Annotated in this window: 13 protein-coding genes; 11 read left to right on the top strand and 2 right to left on the bottom strand. The window is 69.7% G+C overall.

Annotated elements, in window-relative coordinates; all coding sequences use genetic code 11:
- The first annotated feature begins 28 nt into the window (after positions 1 to 28).
- The 7 genes from mrdA (at position 29) to ACFV2J_RS12710 (ending at position 10,963) form a co-directional block, all read left to right on the top strand.
- Positions 29 to 2,287 carry a penicillin-binding protein 2 gene (mrdA, locus tag ACFV2J_RS12740; RefSeq protein WP_385082214.1) on the top strand — a complete coding sequence of 753 codons (2,259 nt, stop codon included), beginning with the start codon at positions 29 to 31 and terminating at the stop codon, positions 2,285 to 2,287.
- A complete protein-coding gene (gene rodA, locus ACFV2J_RS12735) occupies positions 2,284 to 3,480 on the top strand; it encodes a rod shape-determining protein RodA (protein ID WP_385082213.1) in 1,197 nt (398 codons plus the stop codon). The genes mrdA and rodA overlap by 4 nt, the downstream gene beginning before the upstream one ends.
- 555 nt (positions 3,481 to 4,035) lie before the next feature.
- A complete protein-coding gene (locus ACFV2J_RS12730) occupies positions 4,036 to 5,601 on the top strand; it encodes a CHAD domain-containing protein (protein ID WP_385438487.1) in 1,566 nt (521 codons plus the stop codon).
- An 80-nt stretch (positions 5,602 to 5,681) separates the two neighbouring features.
- Positions 5,682 to 7,652: a TIGR03960 family B12-binding radical SAM protein gene (locus ACFV2J_RS12725; protein ID WP_385082210.1), complete on the top strand. Its 1,971-nt coding sequence runs from the start codon at positions 5,682 to 5,684 to the stop codon at positions 7,650 to 7,652.
- A gap of 514 nt (positions 7,653 to 8,166) precedes the next feature.
- Positions 8,167 to 8,499: a hypothetical protein gene (locus tag ACFV2J_RS12720; protein WP_385082209.1), complete on the top strand. Its 333-nt coding sequence runs from the start codon at positions 8,167 to 8,169 to the stop codon at positions 8,497 to 8,499.
- An 875-nt stretch (positions 8,500 to 9,374) separates the two neighbouring features.
- Positions 9,375 to 9,686 (top strand): hypothetical protein, encoded by a 312-nt coding sequence (locus ACFV2J_RS12715; protein ID WP_385082207.1) that lies wholly within the window; start codon positions 9,375 to 9,377, stop codon positions 9,684 to 9,686.
- Positions 9,687 to 9,913: 227 nt separating this feature from the next.
- A complete protein-coding gene (locus ACFV2J_RS12710) occupies positions 9,914 to 10,963 on the top strand; it encodes a hypothetical protein (protein ID WP_385082206.1) in 1,050 nt (349 codons plus the stop codon).
- A 370-nt stretch (positions 10,964 to 11,333) separates the two neighbouring features.
- Here the strand turns inward: ACFV2J_RS12710 and arsM are convergent, their stop codons facing one another.
- A complete protein-coding gene (arsM, locus tag ACFV2J_RS12705; RefSeq protein ID WP_385082205.1) occupies positions 11,334 to 12,092 on the bottom strand; it encodes an arsenite methyltransferase in 759 nt (252 codons plus the stop codon).
- Between the two features lie 104 nt (positions 12,093 to 12,196).
- Between arsM and ACFV2J_RS12700 the strand changes: the two genes are divergently transcribed.
- From ACFV2J_RS12700 to ACFV2J_RS12690, 3 genes are read left to right on the top strand one after another with little or no spacing between them, the layout of a single operon-like run.
- Complete coding sequence (locus ACFV2J_RS12700; protein ID WP_385082204.1) at positions 12,197 to 12,574, top strand: ArsR/SmtB family transcription factor; 378 nt, start codon at positions 12,197 to 12,199, stop codon at positions 12,572 to 12,574.
- On the top strand, positions 12,571 to 13,311 hold the full coding sequence (locus ACFV2J_RS12695; RefSeq protein WP_385082202.1) for an aquaporin: 741 nt from the start codon (positions 12,571 to 12,573) through the stop codon (positions 13,309 to 13,311). The genes ACFV2J_RS12700 and ACFV2J_RS12695 overlap by 4 nt, the downstream gene beginning before the upstream one ends.
- 30 nt (positions 13,312 to 13,341) lie before the next feature.
- On the top strand, positions 13,342 to 13,752 hold the full coding sequence (locus ACFV2J_RS12690; protein WP_385082201.1) for an arsenate reductase ArsC: 411 nt from the start codon (positions 13,342 to 13,344) through the stop codon (positions 13,750 to 13,752).
- 25 nt (positions 13,753 to 13,777) lie between these two features.
- Here ACFV2J_RS12690 and ACFV2J_RS12685 read toward each other — a convergent pair whose 3' ends face one another.
- On the bottom strand, positions 13,778 to 16,594 hold the full coding sequence (locus tag ACFV2J_RS12685) for an AAA family ATPase (protein WP_385438480.1): 2,817 nt from the start codon (positions 16,592 to 16,594) through the stop codon (positions 13,778 to 13,780).
- 213 nt (positions 16,595 to 16,807) lie between these two features.
- Here ACFV2J_RS12685 and ACFV2J_RS12680 point away from each other — a divergent pair, with 213 nt between their 5' ends.
- Positions 16,808 to 18,004 (top strand): epoxide hydrolase family protein, encoded by a 1,197-nt coding sequence (locus ACFV2J_RS12680; protein ID WP_385083051.1) that lies wholly within the window; start codon positions 16,808 to 16,810, stop codon positions 18,002 to 18,004.
- Positions 18,005 to 18,135 lie beyond the last annotated feature (131 nt).

Below are 18,135 nucleotides of genomic sequence, written 5' to 3'. Positions count from 1 at the left end.
CACACACTGAGAGGGGGAGGCAGCAGCAGTGACCAACATCCCCGAGACCGGCAGGACCCCACGGGTCCAGATCCGACTCGTCGTCATCCAGATTCTCGTGCTCTCCCTCCTCGGCACCCTCGGCGGCCGCCTCTGGTATCTCCAGATCCGCAACGGCGACGAGTACGCCAAGGAAGCCTCCGGCAACCACGTCCAGCAGGTCGTCCAGCCCGCCGTGCGCGGCTCGATCCTCGACGCGCGCGGTGTGCCGATCGCCGACAACGAGACCCGGCTCGTGGTCTCCGCCTCGCGCACCGACCTGCTGAAGATGAAGGACGACGGCAAGGCGGTCCTGACCAAGCTCGCCGGCGTGCTCGGCGAGAAGCCCGAGGACGTCATCCAGAAGGTCCGGCTCTGCGACGCGAAGACCCCGCAGCCCTGCTGGAACGGTTCGCCCTACCAGCCGATCCCCATCACGGACGAGGCCACCGCCAAGCAGGCCCTGCAGATCCGTGAGCGCTCCGAGGACTTCCCCGGCATCACCGCCGAGCCCGAGGCCGTACGGCGCTACGCCGCACCCGGCAAGTCCAACGCCGCCCAGGTCCTCGGCTACCTCTCGCCGGTCACGGACGCCGAGATCACCAAGGCCAAGGACAGCGACTCGCCGTACCTGCGCTCCGACCAGGTCGGCCGCTCCGGCCTGGAACGCCAGTACGACAAGGAACTGCGCGGCAAGGCCGGCATCACCCGCTACGAGGTCGACAACCTGGGCCGCGTCATCGGCAAGGCCAAGAGCGACAAGGCCGAGTCCGGCGCGAACCTCGTCACCAGCATCGACGCCCGCGTCCAGCGCGTCGCCGAGTACGAGCTGAACGAGGCGATGAAGATCGCCCGTACCCAGTACGACAAGATCACCAGCGAGAACTACAAGGCCGACTCCGGCGCGGTCGTCGTGATGGAGGCCAAGACCGGCCGGATCGTCGCCATGGCGTCCAGCCCGACGTACGACCCGAACGCCTGGGTCGGCGGCATCTCCGCCAAGGACTACACGCAGCTCACCGGCAAGGGTTCCGACTACCCGCTGCTCAACAGGGCCATACAGGGTCAGTCCGCGCCCGGTTCGACGTTCAAGGTCGTCTCCACGGCCGCCGCGGTCGAGGCCGGCTACGACTTCGACGGCCACTACCCCTGTACGAGCTCCTACTCCGTGGGCAGCCAGGTCTTCAAGAACTTCGAGGGCGAGAACTTCGGCCCCATCTCGCTCGGCCGGGCCCTCGAGGTCTCCTGCGACACCGTCTTCTACGGCCTCGCCGACAACGAGTGGAAGAAGGACGGCGGCATCAACCCGAAGAAGACCCCCAAGGACTTCTTCTACAAGGCCGCCCACCAGTTCGGCCTCGGCAAGGAGACCGGCGTCGACCTCCCCAACGAGGTCACCGGCCGCGTCCCCGACCGCCAGTGGAAGCAGAACTACTGGAAGGCCAACAAGGCCGTCTGGTGCAAGACCGGCAAGAAGAACGGCGACTACGTCCAGCGGATCGCGTACGAGAACTGCCTCGAAGGCAACAAGATGCGCGAGGGCGACTCGATCAACTACTCCATCGGCCAGGGCGACACCCTCGTCACCCCGATCCAGGAGGCCATGATCTACGGGGCGCTCGCCAACGGCGGCACCGTGCACACGCCCACCATCGGCAAGGCGATCGTCAGCGCCGACGGCCGGAGCGTCAAGGAGATCAAGCCCCAGGTCCGCGGCAAGCTCCCGATCAGCAAGGCCACGCTCAAGGGCATGGACGCGGCCCTGGAAGGTGTCGTCACCCGCGGTACGGCCGCCTGGAAGTTCGGCGGCTGGCCGCAGGACAAGATCCCGCTGCACGCCAAGACCGGTACCGCCGAGGTCTACGGCAAGCAGACCACCTCCTGGCTCGCCACGTACTCCAAGGACTACACGATCGTCATGACGATCGCCCAGGCCGGTACGGGTTCCGGCGCCTCCGGTGAGGCCGTGCGCAACATCTACAACGCCCTGTACGGCGTCTCGCCCGACGGCGCCATCGACAAGAAGAAGGCCCTGCTCCCCACCCCGCAGAAGAGCCTTCCCAAGATCCAGCCCGACGGCTCGATCGACTCCCCGGAGATCTCCAAGGACCCGGCCAAGGACCAGCAGGCCAACAAGAAGGACGCCTCCGGCACCACCGACCAGCAGCAGGACGGGGCCACCACACCGTCACCGAACGCGAGCAACCGCAACACCCGCCGGCGCTCGCAGCGCCCGCGGAAGCGGCGGAGGACGAGGATCCTGACATGACCGGAGCGAACAACTTCTCCGTCTCCGGGTACGGCCCCGAGCGCGGCGGCATGTCGCGGCTCCTCGCCCGCGACTCGCTGGCCCGCCGCCTCGACTGGCCGATACTGCTCTCGGCCGTCGCGCTGTCGCTGATCGGCTCGGCCCTCGTCTACTCGGCGACCCGCAACCGCACCGAGATCAACCAGGGCGACCCGTACTACTTCCTCATCCGCCACCTGATGAACACCGGCATCGGCATCGCCCTGATGATCGGCACGGTCTGGCTCGGCCACCGCACCCTGCGCACCGCGGTCCCGATCCTGTACGGCCTCTCGGTCTTCATGATCCTGCTGGTGCTCACCCCGCTCGGCGCGACCATCAACGGCCAGCGCAACTGGCTCGTCGCGGGCGGCCTGTCGCTCCAGCCCGCCGAGTTCACCAAGATCACGATCATCCTGGGCATGGCGATGCTGCTCGCCACCCGGGTGGACGCGGGCGACAAGCAGTACCCGGACCACCGCACGGTGCTCCAGGCACTGGGCCTCGCGGCCGTCCCGATGATGATCGTGCTGCTCATGCCCGACCTCGGCACGATCATGGTCGCGGTCATCATCGTGCTCGGGGTGCTGCTCGCCTCCGGCGCCTCCAACCGCTGGGTGTTCGGCCTGCTCGGAGCCGGCGCGCTGGGCGCGGTGGCGATCTGGCAGCTCAAGATCCTCGACGAGTACCAGATCAACCGCTTCGCCGCCTTCGCCAACCCCGACCTCGACCCGGCCGGCGTCGGCTACAACACCAACCAGGCGCGCATCGCCATCGGTTCCGGCGGCCTCTTCGGCACCGGCCTGGGGCACGGCTCCCAGACGACGGGCCAGTTCGTCCCCGAACAGCAGACCGACTTCGTCTTCACGGTCGCGGGCGAGGAACTGGGCTTCGTGGGCGCCGGCCTCATCCTGTTCCTGCTCGGCGTCGTCCTGTGGCGGGCCTGCCGCATCGCCCGCGAGACCACCGAGCTGTACGGCACGATCGTCGCCGCCGGCATCATCGCCTGGTTCGCCTTCCAGGCCTTCGAGAACATCGGCATGACCCTCGGCATCATGCCGGTCGCCGGCCTCCCCCTCCCCTTCGTCTCCTACGGCGGCTCATCGATGTTCGCGGTATGGGTGGCGGTGGGCCTGCTCCAGTCGATCAGAGTCCAACGGCCCATGTCGGCGTAGGCCTCCGGCGGTCGGGCGGGGACGTCTCCCGCGGGGTGCCGGGCCGGGCGCCCGTTCGGGACGTCCGAGCCTCTGCCGGTCTCCGGGGCGGCCCCGGTCACCGGGGCCGCCCCGACGGGCGTCCGAGGGACGGTGACCGGTGTCCGGGGGACGGTGACCGGTGTCCGGGGGACGGTGACCAGTGTCGTGGGACGGTGGCCGGTGTCCCAGGGGCGGTCCGACCAGGGTTCGTGGGCCGGTCCGAGAGCGTCCGAGGGGTGGTCCGACCAGGGTTCGACCGCCGTCCGAGGGGCGGTCCGGCTCGTGCTCAGGTGCCGTACGCCGAACGGTGGTTGCCGTCGTCCCCCGGATGCCGGTCGGGCCGGTCGGGCCGGTCTGCTCGGGCCGGCCCGGGTTTTTCGGACGAGATCGTTCAGCGGGCGCGGGGGACCGGGGACGGCGGCCCCCGGGGGAGCGGAACCGGCAGGGGCGGCGGGGGCGAAATCCGGTCTCCCGCGACAGTCCCGGCAGGTCCGGGCACTGCCATCCCGGCCCCGCTGCCACTAGATTCAGGTCATGGCGGACACCAAGCGAGAAATCGAGCGGAAGTACGAGGGTCCCCCCACCGGAGGTGACCCGGCCCTGCCGGACCTGACCCGCGTCCCCGGAGTCTCCGGCGTCGTCGACAAGGGCGTGGCCGACCTCGACGCCACCTACTACGACACGGCCGACCAGCGACTCGCCGCCGCCTCGCTCACCCTGCGCCGCCGCACCGGCGGCGACGACGCCGGCTGGCACCTCAAACTCCCCGTCTCCGAGGGCGTCCGCGACGAGATCCGCGCCCCGCTCTCCGACTCCGTCCCCCACGACCTGTCCGCCCTCGTCCGCTCCCGCGTGCGCGAAGCCGAACTCGTCCCCGTCGTACGCCTGCTGTCGGCCCGGGACGTCCGCCACCTCGTCGACGCCTCCGGCTCCCTGCTCGCCGAGGTCAGTGTCGACCGCGTACGGGCGGAGCGCCTCAGCGGCGGCACCGGCGTCGCGGAGTGGACGGAGATCGAGGTGGAGCTCGCCGACGACGGCGATCCGGCCTTCCTCGACAAGGTGGAGAAGAAGCTCCGCAAGGCGGGCCTCGAACGCTCCTCCTCGAAGTCCAAACTGGCCAAGGCCCTCAGCGACACGGACGGCACGGACGGCACGGAATCCACGGACAACACGAACGCCGCGAAGGCCGCGCGGAAGCGGGTCAAGCCCGCGCCCGCGGACCGCGCCCCGCGGACGGCCGGCGACCACGTCCTCGCCTACCTCCGCACCCAGCGCGACGCGATCGTCGAACTGGACCCCGCCGTCCGCCGCGACCTGCACGACTCCGTCCACAGCATGCGCGTCGCCACCCGCCGTATGCGCAGCGCCTTCCGCTCGTACGGCAAGGTCCTCGACCGCGCCGGCACGGACCCGATCGGCGAGGAGCTGAAGTGGCTCGCCGGCGAGCTGGGCGTCGGCCGTGACCAGGAAGTCCTCGCCGAACGCCTGACGACGGCACTCGACGGGTTGCCGGACGCCCTGGTCACCGGGCCCGTCCGCGATCGGCTGCGCACCTGGTCGCAGGCGCGCGGCGACGGCTCCCGGCGTCACCTGATCGCGGTGCTGGACGGCGGCCGCTACCTCGACCTGCTGGCCACGCTGGACGGCGTGGTCACCGACCCGCCCCTGCTGAAGGCCGCCGCGGGCGACCCCTCGAAGGTGATCACCAAGGCCGTACGGAAGGACTTCGCGAAGGTCTCCGCACTGGTCGCCCAGGCCCTCGACCTGGCCCCCGGCGCCGACCGCGACCTCGCGATGCACGAGGCCCGCAAGAAGGCCAAGCGCACCCGGTACGCGGCCGAGGCGGCCACCCCCGCCCTCGGCGGACCCGCCGCCGGCCTGCTCAAGGCGATGAAGTCGCTGCAGAGCCTGCTCGGCGACCACCAGGACAGCGTGATGGCCCGCGAGGCCCTGCGCGACCTGGCCGCCCAGGCCCACGCGGCGGGCGAGAGCGCGTTCACGTACGGGGTGCTGTACGGGCGTGAGGAGCGGCGCGCGGCGGCGGTCGAGGCGGCGTTCCCGGGGGAGTGGGAGTCGATCCGGGGCGGCAGCGGGATCTGAGCGTACGGGGGGTGCTCCCGACCGCGTTAGGCTGGATGGTCACCCCTGTCAGTAGATCCCCGCTCACGAAGGTTCGCGAGATGCCTGCCGAAGCCGCTGTGTCGGTGTTTCCACAGCTCGAAGCTCTGCTCCCGCATGTGCAGAAGCCGATCCAGTACGTCGGCGGAGAGCTCAACTCGACGGTCAAGCCCTGGGAGACCTGCGACGTCCGCTGGGCGCTGATGTACCCCGACGCCTACGAGGTCGGGCTGCCCAACCAGGGCGTCATGATTCTTTACGAGGTCCTGAACGAGCGCGAGGGCGTCCTCGCCGAGCGCACCTACAGCGTCTGGCCGGACCTGGAGGAGCTGATGCGCGAGCACCGGGTCCCCCAGTTCACGGTGGACAGCCACCGCCCGGTGAAGGCCTTCGACGTCTTCGGACTGTCCTTCTCCACGGAGCTGGGCTACACGAACATGCTGACGGCCCTGGACCTGGCCGGGATCCCCCTGGAGTCCAAGGACCGCACGCTCGACGACCCGATCGTGCTGGCCGGCGGTCACGCGGCCTTCAACCCCGAGCCCATCGCCGACTTCATCGACGCGGCGATCATCGGCGACGGCGAGCAGGCCGTGCTCGACATGACCGAGATCATCCGCGCCTGGAAGGCGGAGGGGCGTCCGGGCGGCCGCGAGGAGGTCCTCTTCCGCCTGGCGAAGACGGGCAACGTCTACATCCCGGCGTTCTACGACGTCGAGTACCTCGCCGACGGCAGGATCGCCCGTGTCGTGCCCAACAAGTCGGGCGTTCCGTGGCGTGTCTCGAAGCACACGGTCATGGACCTCGACGAGTGGCCCTACCCGAAGCAGCCCCTCGTGCCGCTCGCGGAGACGGTCCACGAGCGGATGTCCGTGGAGATCTTCCGCGGCTGCACGCGCGGCTGCCGCTTCTGCCAGGCGGGCATGATCACCCGCCCGGTCCGTGAGCGCTCCATCACGGGCATCGGCGACATGGTCGAGAAGGGCCTGAAGGCGACGGGCTTCGAGGAGGTCGGCCTCCTCTCCCTCTCCTCCGCCGACCACAGCGAGATCGGTGACCTCGCGAAGGGCCTCGCGGACCGGTACGAGGAGGACAAGGTCGGCCTGTCCCTCCCCTCCACCCGTGTCGACGCCTTCAACGTGGACCTGGCGAACGAGCTGACGCGCAACGGCCGCCGCTCGGGCCTGACCTTCGCCCCCGAGGGCGGCTCCGAGCGCATGCGCAAGGTCATCAACAAGATGGTCTCGGAGGAGGACCTGATCCGGACCGTCTCCACCGCCTACGGCAACGGCTGGCGCCAGGTGAAGCTGTACTTCATGTGCGGCCTGCCGACGGAGACGGACGAGGACGTCCTACAGATCGCCGACATGGCGATGAACGTGATCGCCGAGGGGCGCAAGGTCTCCGGCCAGAACGACATCCGCTGCACGGTCTCGATCGGCGGCTTCGTCCCCAAGCCGCACACCCCCTTCCAGTGGGCTCCGCAGCTCTCCGCCGAGCAGACGGACGACCGCCTCGGGAAGCTCCGCGACAAGATCCGCGGCGACAAGAAGTACGGCCGCTCGATCGGCTTCCGCTACCACGACGGCAAGCCCGGCATCGTCGAGGGCCTGCTCTCCCGCGGCGACCGCCGCATCGGCTCGGTCATCCGCGCCGTCTACGAGGACGGCGGCCGCTTCGACGGCTGGCGCGAGCACTTCTCGTACGACCGGTGGATGGCCTGCGCCGAGAAGACGCTTCCCGCCTTCGGCGTGGACGTCGACTGGTACACGACCCGTGAGCGCACGTACGAGGAGGTCCTCCCCTGGGACCACCTCGACTCCGGCCTCGACAAGGACTGGCTCTGGGAGGACTGGCAGGACGCCCTCGACGAGACCGAGGTCGAGGACTGCCGCTGGACGCCGTGCTTCGACTGCGGCGTCTGTCCGCAGATGGACACCCACATCCAGATCGGCCCGACGGGCAAGAAGTTGCTGCCGCTGACGGTCAAGAACGCGGCGCCGGCACCGGCTGCGAGCGGGCACGCGCACTGATGTGAGCGGGGCGCTCGATCGGGTGGTCGAGGTGCTGGTGGGCGTGGGCGAGGTGGCCGCTGCGCTGTCCGCGGCTGGCGTTTCGGTCCCTCGCCCGTCGACGCCATCGGCCCCCCTGGACGCCGCTGCCGGGCCCTGAGGCTTCGCTGCACATCGTTTCCGAGGTGGAGTGGGTCTGAGGTCCGTATCGGCTTGTGCGTAACTGTGTGGCCGCGAGCCCCCTTTCCTGACTGGGAAGGGGGCTCGCTGGGTTTCGTCGGCGCGTGAGTCCATGGGCTCGGTGCTGAGGGGTGCCTTACGCGGCTGAGTTACGGGGTTGCCCACGCCGTCAAGCCCCGGCTGCGGTGCGCCGACGCGCGCCCACGTCTGGGTAGGGCCGGGTGCCATGAGTCGATCACCGCATGAAGCGGCCCAGGGTCAACGACGATGCCTCCGGCGGGGGATCGGCCGGCACGGGGATGGGGACAAGGTCGAGGTCTAAGCTCCCCGCTGGGGACGAAGGGGGAGGGTGCCCGTGGAGCAGCAGTGGCCGGAGGGGTCGAACGCCGATCCGGATGCGGCAAGAGAGCGCTACAACGCAGACGTGCAGGCATCGCGGAGGGCGGTTCGGGAGCTGCTTCGCGTGGAAATGCCGGTTGCTCACCTGGGCTTGGCCATCGCGATCACTGCGAGCGTCTTCGTGAGTGTGGCCTGGTCACCGAGGACGGGCGCGATCATCTCTGCAGCCTTTGCCGCACTGTTCGTCGTCGCCCTGGCTGTAACACTCCTGGCAGGTGGCCGAGGGTGGGGCGCTGCACGCGCCGCCTACAAGTTCACCTTTGGCTGGGCAAATTGGATCACGCCCTAGCTCCTTGCTCCGTCCGTGCTCGATGGACCGGGGACTCACGGGGAATCGGAGCCCGCAGGGGTGACTTTGGCCAGGCTCCCCCCACGCTAGGGAATCCGCAGGTCACGCCTGTGATCGCGCAACCTCGCTCCTAAAGAGGTGGTCGAAGCTTTGACGCGACTGTGAGTGGCTTCGTGCCCTCCGATGGACACCCACATCCAGATCGGCCCGACGGGCAGGAAGTTGCTGCCCCTGACGGTCAAGAACGACGGCCGACGCCCGCTACGAGTGGGCACGCACACTGAGCTGACGCCGTCGATCGTCTCTCGGACGCCGCTGCCGGGCTCTGCGGCTTCCCTGATCGGGAAGGGGACCCACCGTCCCGTGCAGCCCCAGGTAAAGAAGATCCCAGCTCTGCCGTAACCCGCCTGCGCGATCTTTCGAACTGGCGATGTGGCCGTTACGCTCCGGGAGTTGCGGCGGTGGTCCGGGGTGGGGACATGGCGATGAGTCGTAGGCAGATGTTCCGGGGGTGCGGATGAGGCGCCGTCGTGGGCAGTCGCACCCCGCGCCGCTCGACGGCTGATCGCCGGTCCTGGCCCTGGCCCTGGCCCACAGCATTGCCGAGGCGACGTGCGGCAACTGGCACCGACGAGCGCGGGAAGCGACCGTCGAGGCTGGGCCTCAGCGGACGATCGCCCCGTGGCGGCTCCCGCCCAAAGTCCCCGAGTCGGCCTCTCGCCGTCGTCACCCTCGGCAGGCGGGACGCAGAGGGAAAGACCACCCTCGTCGTGTGACTGTTCGGAAGATCCTCGCGCGTCCGCCGGCGGTCCCGTCGGACCATTGCCTGCGGTCGCCCGCGAGAGGAAAATCCCCTCGGATCATAAGGAGATGTGATGCTCGGCTTCATGGACTGGTCCGTAGTGGCGCTGGGGTGTGCGCTGGTCCTCGTGAGTTCCGGCGGCTGGTGGTGGGAGCGGACCAAGGTCCGAAAGGGAGCAGATCCCGATCAGGGAAGACGCTTCTTCGCGGCCTGGCTCCCCCTGCTCATGGGCATGGAGTTGATCGGCGCCAAGGCGCCCCACCTGTTGCACATGCCGTACCCCGTCACGATGATCGTGGACGCTCTCAACCTCGCGCTGATCGTCACGGTGGCTGTCCTGGCCTTCCGGATGGTTCGCGGGCGCGGTCTCCGCAGCCTCGGATGACGGCGACGTAAGGGCTGTCCCGTCATGCCCGTCGGCCCCTGCAACCGGGCCACGGGCAGCAGGTCTCTTCGGGTTGTCCTGGCCGACCGAACGACGGAGCGGCCAGCGTGGCGCCATGTGTCGGAAATCAGTTAGGCACATTCTCGGCACTGCCGCGCGCATTCGTGTCGCGCACCCATGCAGGCCGTGAGCCTGGACCCCGTCGATCCGAAAGCAGGGATGCCGCCTTGCCCGCACTCCGAGCCCTTGCCGGTGCCGCCGCGATTGCCGCGGCCGCTTCCGCCGTCACCGCTGTCCCCGCTGTTGCCCACAGCCCTGAGCATGTGCGGTGCAAGACGAGTTCCCTTGTCGCCGCCATCGCCAGAGCCAACGCCCGGGGCTTCGGCGAACTCAGTCTCGCCAGGGGCTGCGTCTACGGCTTCACAGCACCCTTCTCGGGTGATGACGCGACACCTCCCATCAAGGCGCGTCTCACCATTGACGGAAACGGTGCCACTCTCCGGCGCGGTACCACCGCGAACCTCTTCCGCCTTCTCGATGTCGCAGCCCGCGGAAGGGTGACGCTCAGCGATCTCAAGATCGAGAACGGTGAAGTGACCGGCGACGGTGGGGGCGTGCTCGTCCAGTACCGAGGGACACTCCACGCGACATCCGTCCTCGTCAAGGGGAACTCCGTCGGTAACAACGGTGGCGGCATCGAGAACCTGGGAACCCTGAGGCTCGTTCGGTCCAGGGTCGCCGACAACAATGCCGTGCGCTCCGGTGGGGGGATTTCCAGCGAAGGCTCCACCTCCGTCGTTTCCACCTCGATCGAGGACAACACGGCCGGCAGATTTTTCGGCGGCGGCGTGTTCAACGACAACAGGATCACCATCACCCGCAGTTCCATCACCGGTAACAGGGTTACGGAGGGCGACGGCGGTGGCCTCTGGAACAACTACCGGATGACGGTCGACGACAGCACGGTCGTCGACAACTCCGCCAGCGACCACGGAGGGGGCGTCACCAACGCCCAGCTCGGAAAGGCCACCTTCAACCGGAGCACCATCAAGAGGAACACCGCCGGTCTGATGGCCGGCGGTATCTACAACGTCGACGCCGGAGCCCACCTCGTCCTCAACCGCAGCTCCGTCACCAAGAACGTGGCGGCCAACGCCCCTGGAGGCGTGTTCAACGACACCGGATCCGTGGTGGTGAACAAACGCTCCCCCATCACGGAGAACAGTCCTACCAACTGCGTTGGCAGCCCCACTCCCGTGGCCGGTTGCACCGGCTGACCCGCCCACATGCCGATGCGGGCGCCGTGGACACCCACAGATGGACACGGTCATACGGATCGGCCCGACCGGCGAGAGGCCGCCGCCTCTGACGGTCAAGAACACGGCACCGGCGCCGAGCGCTCACGCGTACCGACGTGAGCGAGGCACTCGGTACGAGCCCTGGGGCCCCTCTCGATCGGGAGGGGCCCCAAAGCTGTCCGGGCCGGGTCCCGCAACCGCAGCCGGATGCGGTCCTTGCCTCCGTGACCGTGACCGTGACCGTGACCGTGACGCCGGGGTCGGCGGAGGTCCCGGCGGGTGTGCGGCGGGCGTCGACGCCGCAGTACGTGGCGGCCGACCCCGTCGTCCGGGATGTCTGCGTCCCGGTCTACGGCTTGGTCCGCGGCTTGGTGGCGCGGACGATGGCGGAGTACATGCCGTCGGCCACTGAGTGCGTGGGGGCGATCTCGACGTCCGTGAACCCCGCCGCCACAAGGCCTTCCCGGTACTCGGTGAAGGACAGGGCTCCCGCGATGCAACCGACGTGGTCGCCGCGCTCCGCGCGCTGCGCGGGGGTGAGGGTGTCGTCGGCGACCACGTCCGAGACGCCGACGCGGCCGCCCGGCGTCAGGACACGGAACGTCTCGGCGAACACTGCCGCCTTGTCCGTCGACAGGTTGATCACGCAGTTGGAGATCACCACGTCGACGGTGCCCGCGGGGAGCGGTACGGCCTCGATGGTGCCCTTGAGGAACTCGACGTTCGTCGCGCCCGCCTTCTCGGCGTTGGTGAGGGCGAGTTGGAGCATCTCGTCCGTCATGTCGAGACCGTAGGCCTTGCCCGTGGGGCCGACACGGCGGGCGGAGAGCAGGACGTCGATGCCGCCGCCGGAGCCGAGGTCGAGGACGCGTTCGCCTTCGCGGAGATCGGCCACGGCGGTCGGGTTGCCGCATCCCAGTGAGGCGGCGACGGCCTCGGCGGGCAGGGCGTCGCGCTCGTCGGCCGCGTAGAGGGTGGAGCCGAAGTTCTCGTCCACCTCGACCGGCTGTGGTCCGCAGCAGGCGGTACCCCCCTCGGTCACCTTCACGGCTGCGGCGGCATACCGCCGGCGGACGGTCTCGCGCAGTTCAGTGGACTGCTCGCTCATGACCCACTCCTGGATGACGGGGCACGGCAGGCCCCGGAACGGCTTGTATTGACGTTCATTGATGCAACCTTGCGCCTTGGATCGAAAATCGTCAACATAGAGGGATGTCGAAACAAGAGCTTGCGGTGATCGGTCAGGAGGCGGACGGCGCCTGCTGTCAGGGACTGGCCTCCGCCCCGCTGGCCGAGGATCAGGCCGTCGAGCTGGCGAAGGTGTTCAAGGCGTTGGGTGACCCGGTGCGGCTGCGGCTGCTCTCGATGATCGCCTCGCGGGAGGGCGGCGAGGTGTGCGTCTGTGAGCTGACACCCGCGTTCGAGCTGTCGCAACCGACGATCTCCCACCATCTCAAGCTGCTCCGGCAGGCCGGACTCATCGACTGCGAGCGGCGTGGGACCTGGGTCTACTACTGGGTGCTCCCCGGTGTCCTGGACCAGCTGAGCGCGTTCCTGACCACTCCTGAGCCCGCCGGGAGGACCGCGTGAGCGCTTCGCTCGGAAGGCGTGCCCTGGCCGAGCTGGTGGGGACCGCCGTGCTGGTCGCGGTGGTGGTCGGCTCAGGCGTCCAGGCGACGGAGCTGTCACGGGACGTCGGCGTGCAGCTGCTCGCGAACTCACTCGCCACCGTCTTCGGCCTGGCCGTGCTGATCACACTGTTCGGGCCGGTCTCCGGGGCCCACTTCAATCCGGCCGTCACGCTGGCCGCCTGGTTCACCGGACGGAAGAGCGGCGACGGGACGACCGCACGCGAAGTGGCCGTGTACGTCCCCGCCCAGATCGTGGGCGCGATCGGCGGGGCCGTGCTGGCCGATGCGATGTTCGGCGAACCGTTGGTGAAGTGGTCCGCGCACGACCGCTCGGCCGGCCACCTGTGGCTGGGCGAGATCGTGGCCACCGCCGGGCTGATCCTGCTGATCTTCGGCCTGACGCGTACCGATCGCGCCCACCTCGCGGCAGCCGCGGTGGCGTCCTACGTCGGAGCCGCGTACTGGTTCACGTCCTCCACGTCGTTCGCGAACCCCGCGGTGACCGTCGGCCGGGCCTTCACCGACACGTTCGCGGGGATCGCCCCCGCCTCCGTCGCCCCCTTCGTCGCCGCGCAACTGGTCGGCGCCGCCGTCGGCCTGGGCCTGCTGGCGGCGGTGTTCGGCAGACCGGCGCCCGCCGGGACAGACGTAGGCGTCCCTCACGGAGAGACCGCACTCGCCCCGTCCGCTTCCTGATCCCGCCTCCTCCCCAGAAAGACACCTGCGATGAGCACTGCCACCCCCCGTCCGTCCGTGCTGTTCGTCTGCGTCCACAACGCCGGGCGGTCCCAGATGGCCGCCGCGTTCCTCACCCACCTCGCGGGCGACGAGGTCGAAGTCCGCTCGGCCGGCTCCGCTCCCGCCGACACGGTCAATCCGGCGGTCGTCGATGCGATGAGGGAAGTCGGCATCGACATCTCCGCGGAGACTCCGAAGGTGCTGACCGTGGAGACGGTGCGGGCATCCGACGTCGTGATCACCATGGGGTGCGGTGACACCTGCCCGGTCTTCCCCGGCAAGCGGTACCTCGACTGGCAGCTCGACGACCCCGCGGGGCAGGGCGTCGACGCGGTTCGGCCGATCCGCGATGAGATCGAACAGCGCGTCCGTGGCTTGCTGGCCGAGCTGGATGGCTGATCCAGCCGTACGGCTGATCCAGCCGTCAGGTCGCCACCTGCTGGTCCCGCCGTCCGAGGTGCTGGTCCGGCGGAGGCAGGGCGGAGCGCAGTTGCCTGCGGGAGCTGAGCCCGAGCTTGGCGAAGACGTTGCCGAGGTGCCATTCCACCGTGCGTGAGCTGATGAAGAGCTGAGCGGCTATCTCGGTGTTGGTGAGACCTTCCCTGGCGAGTCCGGCGATCTGGGCTTCCTGGCCGGTCAGCTCGGAGTCGGTGCCGCAGGTCCGTTTGCGGGCGGTCTCCCCGGTGGCGAGGAGCTCCCGGCGGGCGCGCTCGGCGAATCCTTCGGCGCCGACCCGGCTGAACATCTCGTAGGCGGCGCGGAGTTGGGTGCGGCTGTCCTGGCGGCGGCTCCGGCGGCGCAGCCACTCGCCGTACAGCAGCCGGGCGCGGGCCAGGTGGACGGTGACCCGGCAGCGTCCGAGACGCTCGATCGCCTCCTGATAGAGCGCCTCGGCGGCCCGGTCGTCGCTCAGCAGCGCGCGCGAGCAGGCCTCCGTGCCCAAGGACCATTCGGTGCCACAGGCACGCGTGCGCTCGCTGAGCCTCGCCAGAGCGGGACCGGCGGCCCCCGGCTGCCCGCTGCGGACGCCTGCCTCGATGAGTTCGGCCAGTGCCCAGCCGAAGAATCCCAGGTCTTCGAACCGGCAGGCACGTTGCGCGGCCGCAAGCGCGTCCTCGTAACGGCCGAGGCCGTTGTAGAGCACGGCGGTCGCGTACTCGGCCAGGCTGAGAACGCGTCCCTCACCCCGGGCGCGTACTTCTTCGATGGTCTTCTCGATACCCTCCAGCGCCTGGGATTCCCGTCCTCGCCAGGCGCCGAGCACGAGTTCGGAGTACATCATGGGCACGCCGCCGATCGCGTCCGAGAGGGCCGTGGCCTCGTCGATCAGGGCCGCCGCGGTGTCGAACCGACCGGTGTGCACGTTGAGGCACGCCTGGTAGCTCAGTGCCATCGGGAGGACGGCGAGCGCTCCCGTCCCGCGTGCCACGGAGACGGCGCCGGCCGCCAACTCGTACCACGCCTCGTCGTCCCAGAGCTCCGGTGCGAGGGCCTCGGGCGTCACCCGGAACGCCAGCCACAGCCATCGCCTGTCGGCGTCCGCCGCGCTGGATCTCTGCTGCCGCAGAACGACGTGCAGTGCACGCTTCAGAGCATCGACTCCGGTCGCGTACTCGTCGATGACCGAGCTGGCGAAGCTGTCCAGGAGGACGTCGACCATCCGTGGCGGCGTCGAGGGCGGCGGTCCGGCGCGGGCCGCCTCCGCCACCTCACGCAATCCCGGTCCCTCGTTCAACTGACCCGCGAAGATCGCCGCACCGGTCGCCTCCAGCAGGGTGTCGCGGGCGAGAACCGCGTCCAGGGGCTCCAGCCGACGCGCGGCGTCGAGCAGGAGCCGCGGCGCGTCGCTGCCGCGCACCTCGGAGAAGACCAGCCGGGCCCGCAGTCGCTCCAAGCGGGCGCTCTGAAGGTCGTCGAGGGGGCCGGTCTCGGCCACCGCCAGCATGTTGTGGGCGTGGTCGCCCCCGCCGGCGTCGATCGTGGCCTGGGCGGCAGCCAGCGCGCGGGTGACGCGGCGCGAGGGGTCGGGCGTGAGCTCGGCGGCCCGCCGCAGGAAGGCCGCTGCCGCGGCGGCGCCGCCCCTGGCCTCCGCCCGGCAGGCGGAGCGCTCCAGATCAAGGGCGACATCCTCCTCGGGCCGGGCCGCGGCGTGAGCGCGATGCCAGGCCCTGCGGTCGGGATCGTGGTGCGGGTCGGTGGCTTCCGCCAGTGCCTGGTGGGCCGCCCTGCGCTCCGCCGCGGATGTCGTCCGGTACACGGCCGAGCGCACCAAGGGGTGCTGGAAGCGGACCCCGGCGCCGAACTTGACCAGACCGGTGGCTTCGGCCGCCGCGGCGGCGTCGCCGGGTATCCCTTGCAGGCCGGCCGCGCGCCACAGGAGGTCCCCGTCCCCGGTCGGCTCGGCCGCGCCGGTCGTCAGAAGCCGTCGGCTCTCATCGGGCAGCGTATGGAAGCGGCGGCGGATGGCGGTCTCGATACCGGCGGCCACGGGGCCTTTGCCGGGGAACCCGAAGCCGCCCGCCAGTTCGGCGGGATCGAGCGCGCGAGGCAGCTGCAGCAGGGCCATCGGGTTTCCGCGCGCTTCAGCCACGATCCGCTCTCGTACCAGGGGATCGAACGGCACGCGCACGGCCGATGCCAGCAGGGCTCGTGCCTCGGGCTCCCTCATGCCCACGACCAGGAGTTCCGGCAGACCCGCCAGCTCACGATCATTGGCGGAATCCCGCAGGGCGAAGATCAAAGCCACTGGTTCGGCCAGCAACCGCCTGGCGACGAACGCGAGCACCTGCCGGGAACCGTCGTCGAGCCACTGCGCGTCATCGACGAGGCAGGCCAGCGGCCCGTCCTCGGCGGCGTCGGCCAGCAGACCGAGCACGGCCAGGCCCACCAGGAACTGGTTGGGGGCCTCTCCCTCCCGCAGCCCGAACGCGACGGACAGCGCGTCCCGCTGCGGTCCGGGCAGCCCTTCGAGCCGGCCCAGATGGGGAGCGCACACCTGTTGAAGGCTCGCGAACGGGAGCTCCATCTCCGACTCGACGCCCGCGACGGTGGCGGTGCGGAACCCATCCGCCCGGCTGGCCGCGTAGCCCAACAGCGCGGTCTTCCCGATCCCCGCCTCGCCGCGAAGCACCAGCACCGCGCTGCTGCCCGCGCGGGCCGTGTCCAGCGCCTGCTCCAATGCGGCCTTCTCCTGGCCCCGGCCACGGAGCGTGACCGGTGAATCGACGGCGGGCACTCCCATGGGTCGCCCCCTTATGCACTGATCACACCGCCATATGACCTTATTCCCCTTCTGTTGATTTCGACATGTGTGCGGGGCTCGGAGCGACCCCCGGGGGTTCCGGCCGGGGGACGAACCCCGGGGGTTCCCCTGGGGCGACGCGCGCCGGCCCCGGCCACTGTGGGCGAGTACCGCGGCACGGAGCCGCTGACCACCGCAAGGAGACGCCCTCACATGTCTGACACTGCCGCACCGACGGCCATCCGCCCCTTCACCTTCGAATTCCCCGAGGCGGAGCTCCAGGACCTGCGTGCGCGCATCGAGGCGACGCGTTTCCCCGAGAAGGAGACCGTCGCCGACCAGTCCCAGGGCACACAGCTCTCCACTGTTCAGGAACTTGCCCGGTACTGGGCGAAGGAGTACGACTGGCGCAAGGTCGAGGCGAAACTGAACTCCTACCCGCAGTTCATCACCGAGATCGACGGGTTGGACATTCACTTCCTTCACATCCGCTCCCGGCACGAAAACGCCCTGCCGGTGATCGTGACGCACGGGTGGCCGGGTTCGGTCGTCGAGCAGCTGAAGATCATCGAGCCGCTCACCAACCCGACGGCTCATGGCGGCGACGCCTCGGACGCCTTCCATGTGGTGATTCCGTCGATGCCCGGCTACGGGTTCTCCGGCAAGCCCGCGGAGAAGGGCTGGAGCCCGGAGCGCATCGCTGCCGCGTGGGGTGAGCTGATGAAGCGCCTGGGCTACACCAAATACGTCGCGCAGGGCGGCGACTGGGGTGCGATCGTCACCGACCTGATGGGTTCGCAGGAGCCCGAGGGCCTGGTCGGCATCCACACCAACATGCCGAAGGTGATTCCGACCGACATCGACACCGCGCTCGCCAAGGGCAACCCGCTGCCCGAGGGCCTGACGCTGTCCGACGAGGAGCAGACGGCGGTGGACCAGCTGGACTTCGTGTACCGGCACGTCTACTACGCGTACATGATGGGCTCGCGTCCGCAGTCGCTGACCGGGCTGGCGGACTCCCCGGTGGGTCTGGCGTCCTTCCTGCTCGACCACGACGCGAAGAGCCTGGCTCTGATCACCCGTGCCTTCGGCGGTGTGAACGAGGGTCTGTCCCGTGATGACGTCCTGGACAACGTCACGCTGTTCTGGCTGACGAACACGGCGGTGTCCGCGGCCCGTCTCTACGCCGAGAACACGACTCCGTTCTTCGCCGTCAACGGGGTCAAGCTCCCGGTCGCCGTGAGCGTCTTCCCCGACGAGCTCTACCAGGCCCCCAAGAGCTGGACCGGCCAGGCCTACCCGAACCTCGTCCACTACAACCGGCTCCCCAAGGGCGGTCACTTCGCCGCCTGGGAGCAGCCGGAGCTTCTCGTGAACGAGCTCCGCACGGGATTCCGCACCATGCGCTAGAGATCTTTGACGGTGCGGGTGACGACTCCCCCGACTGCGCTCCCGCGGGGGGGGGGGGGGGGCGGGGGGGGGGGGGGGGGCGCCGGGCGGGGCGAGAGAGGGGGGCGCCCGGGCCACAAACCCCCCCCGCG

It is taken from the genome of Streptomyces sp. NPDC059668, from assembly GCF_042734135.1.
Lineage (GTDB): Bacteria > Actinomycetota > Actinomycetes > Streptomycetales > Streptomycetaceae > Streptomyces.
Note: the sequence above shows the minus strand (reverse complement) of the source record. Positions and strands in the feature narration are given on the sequence as shown.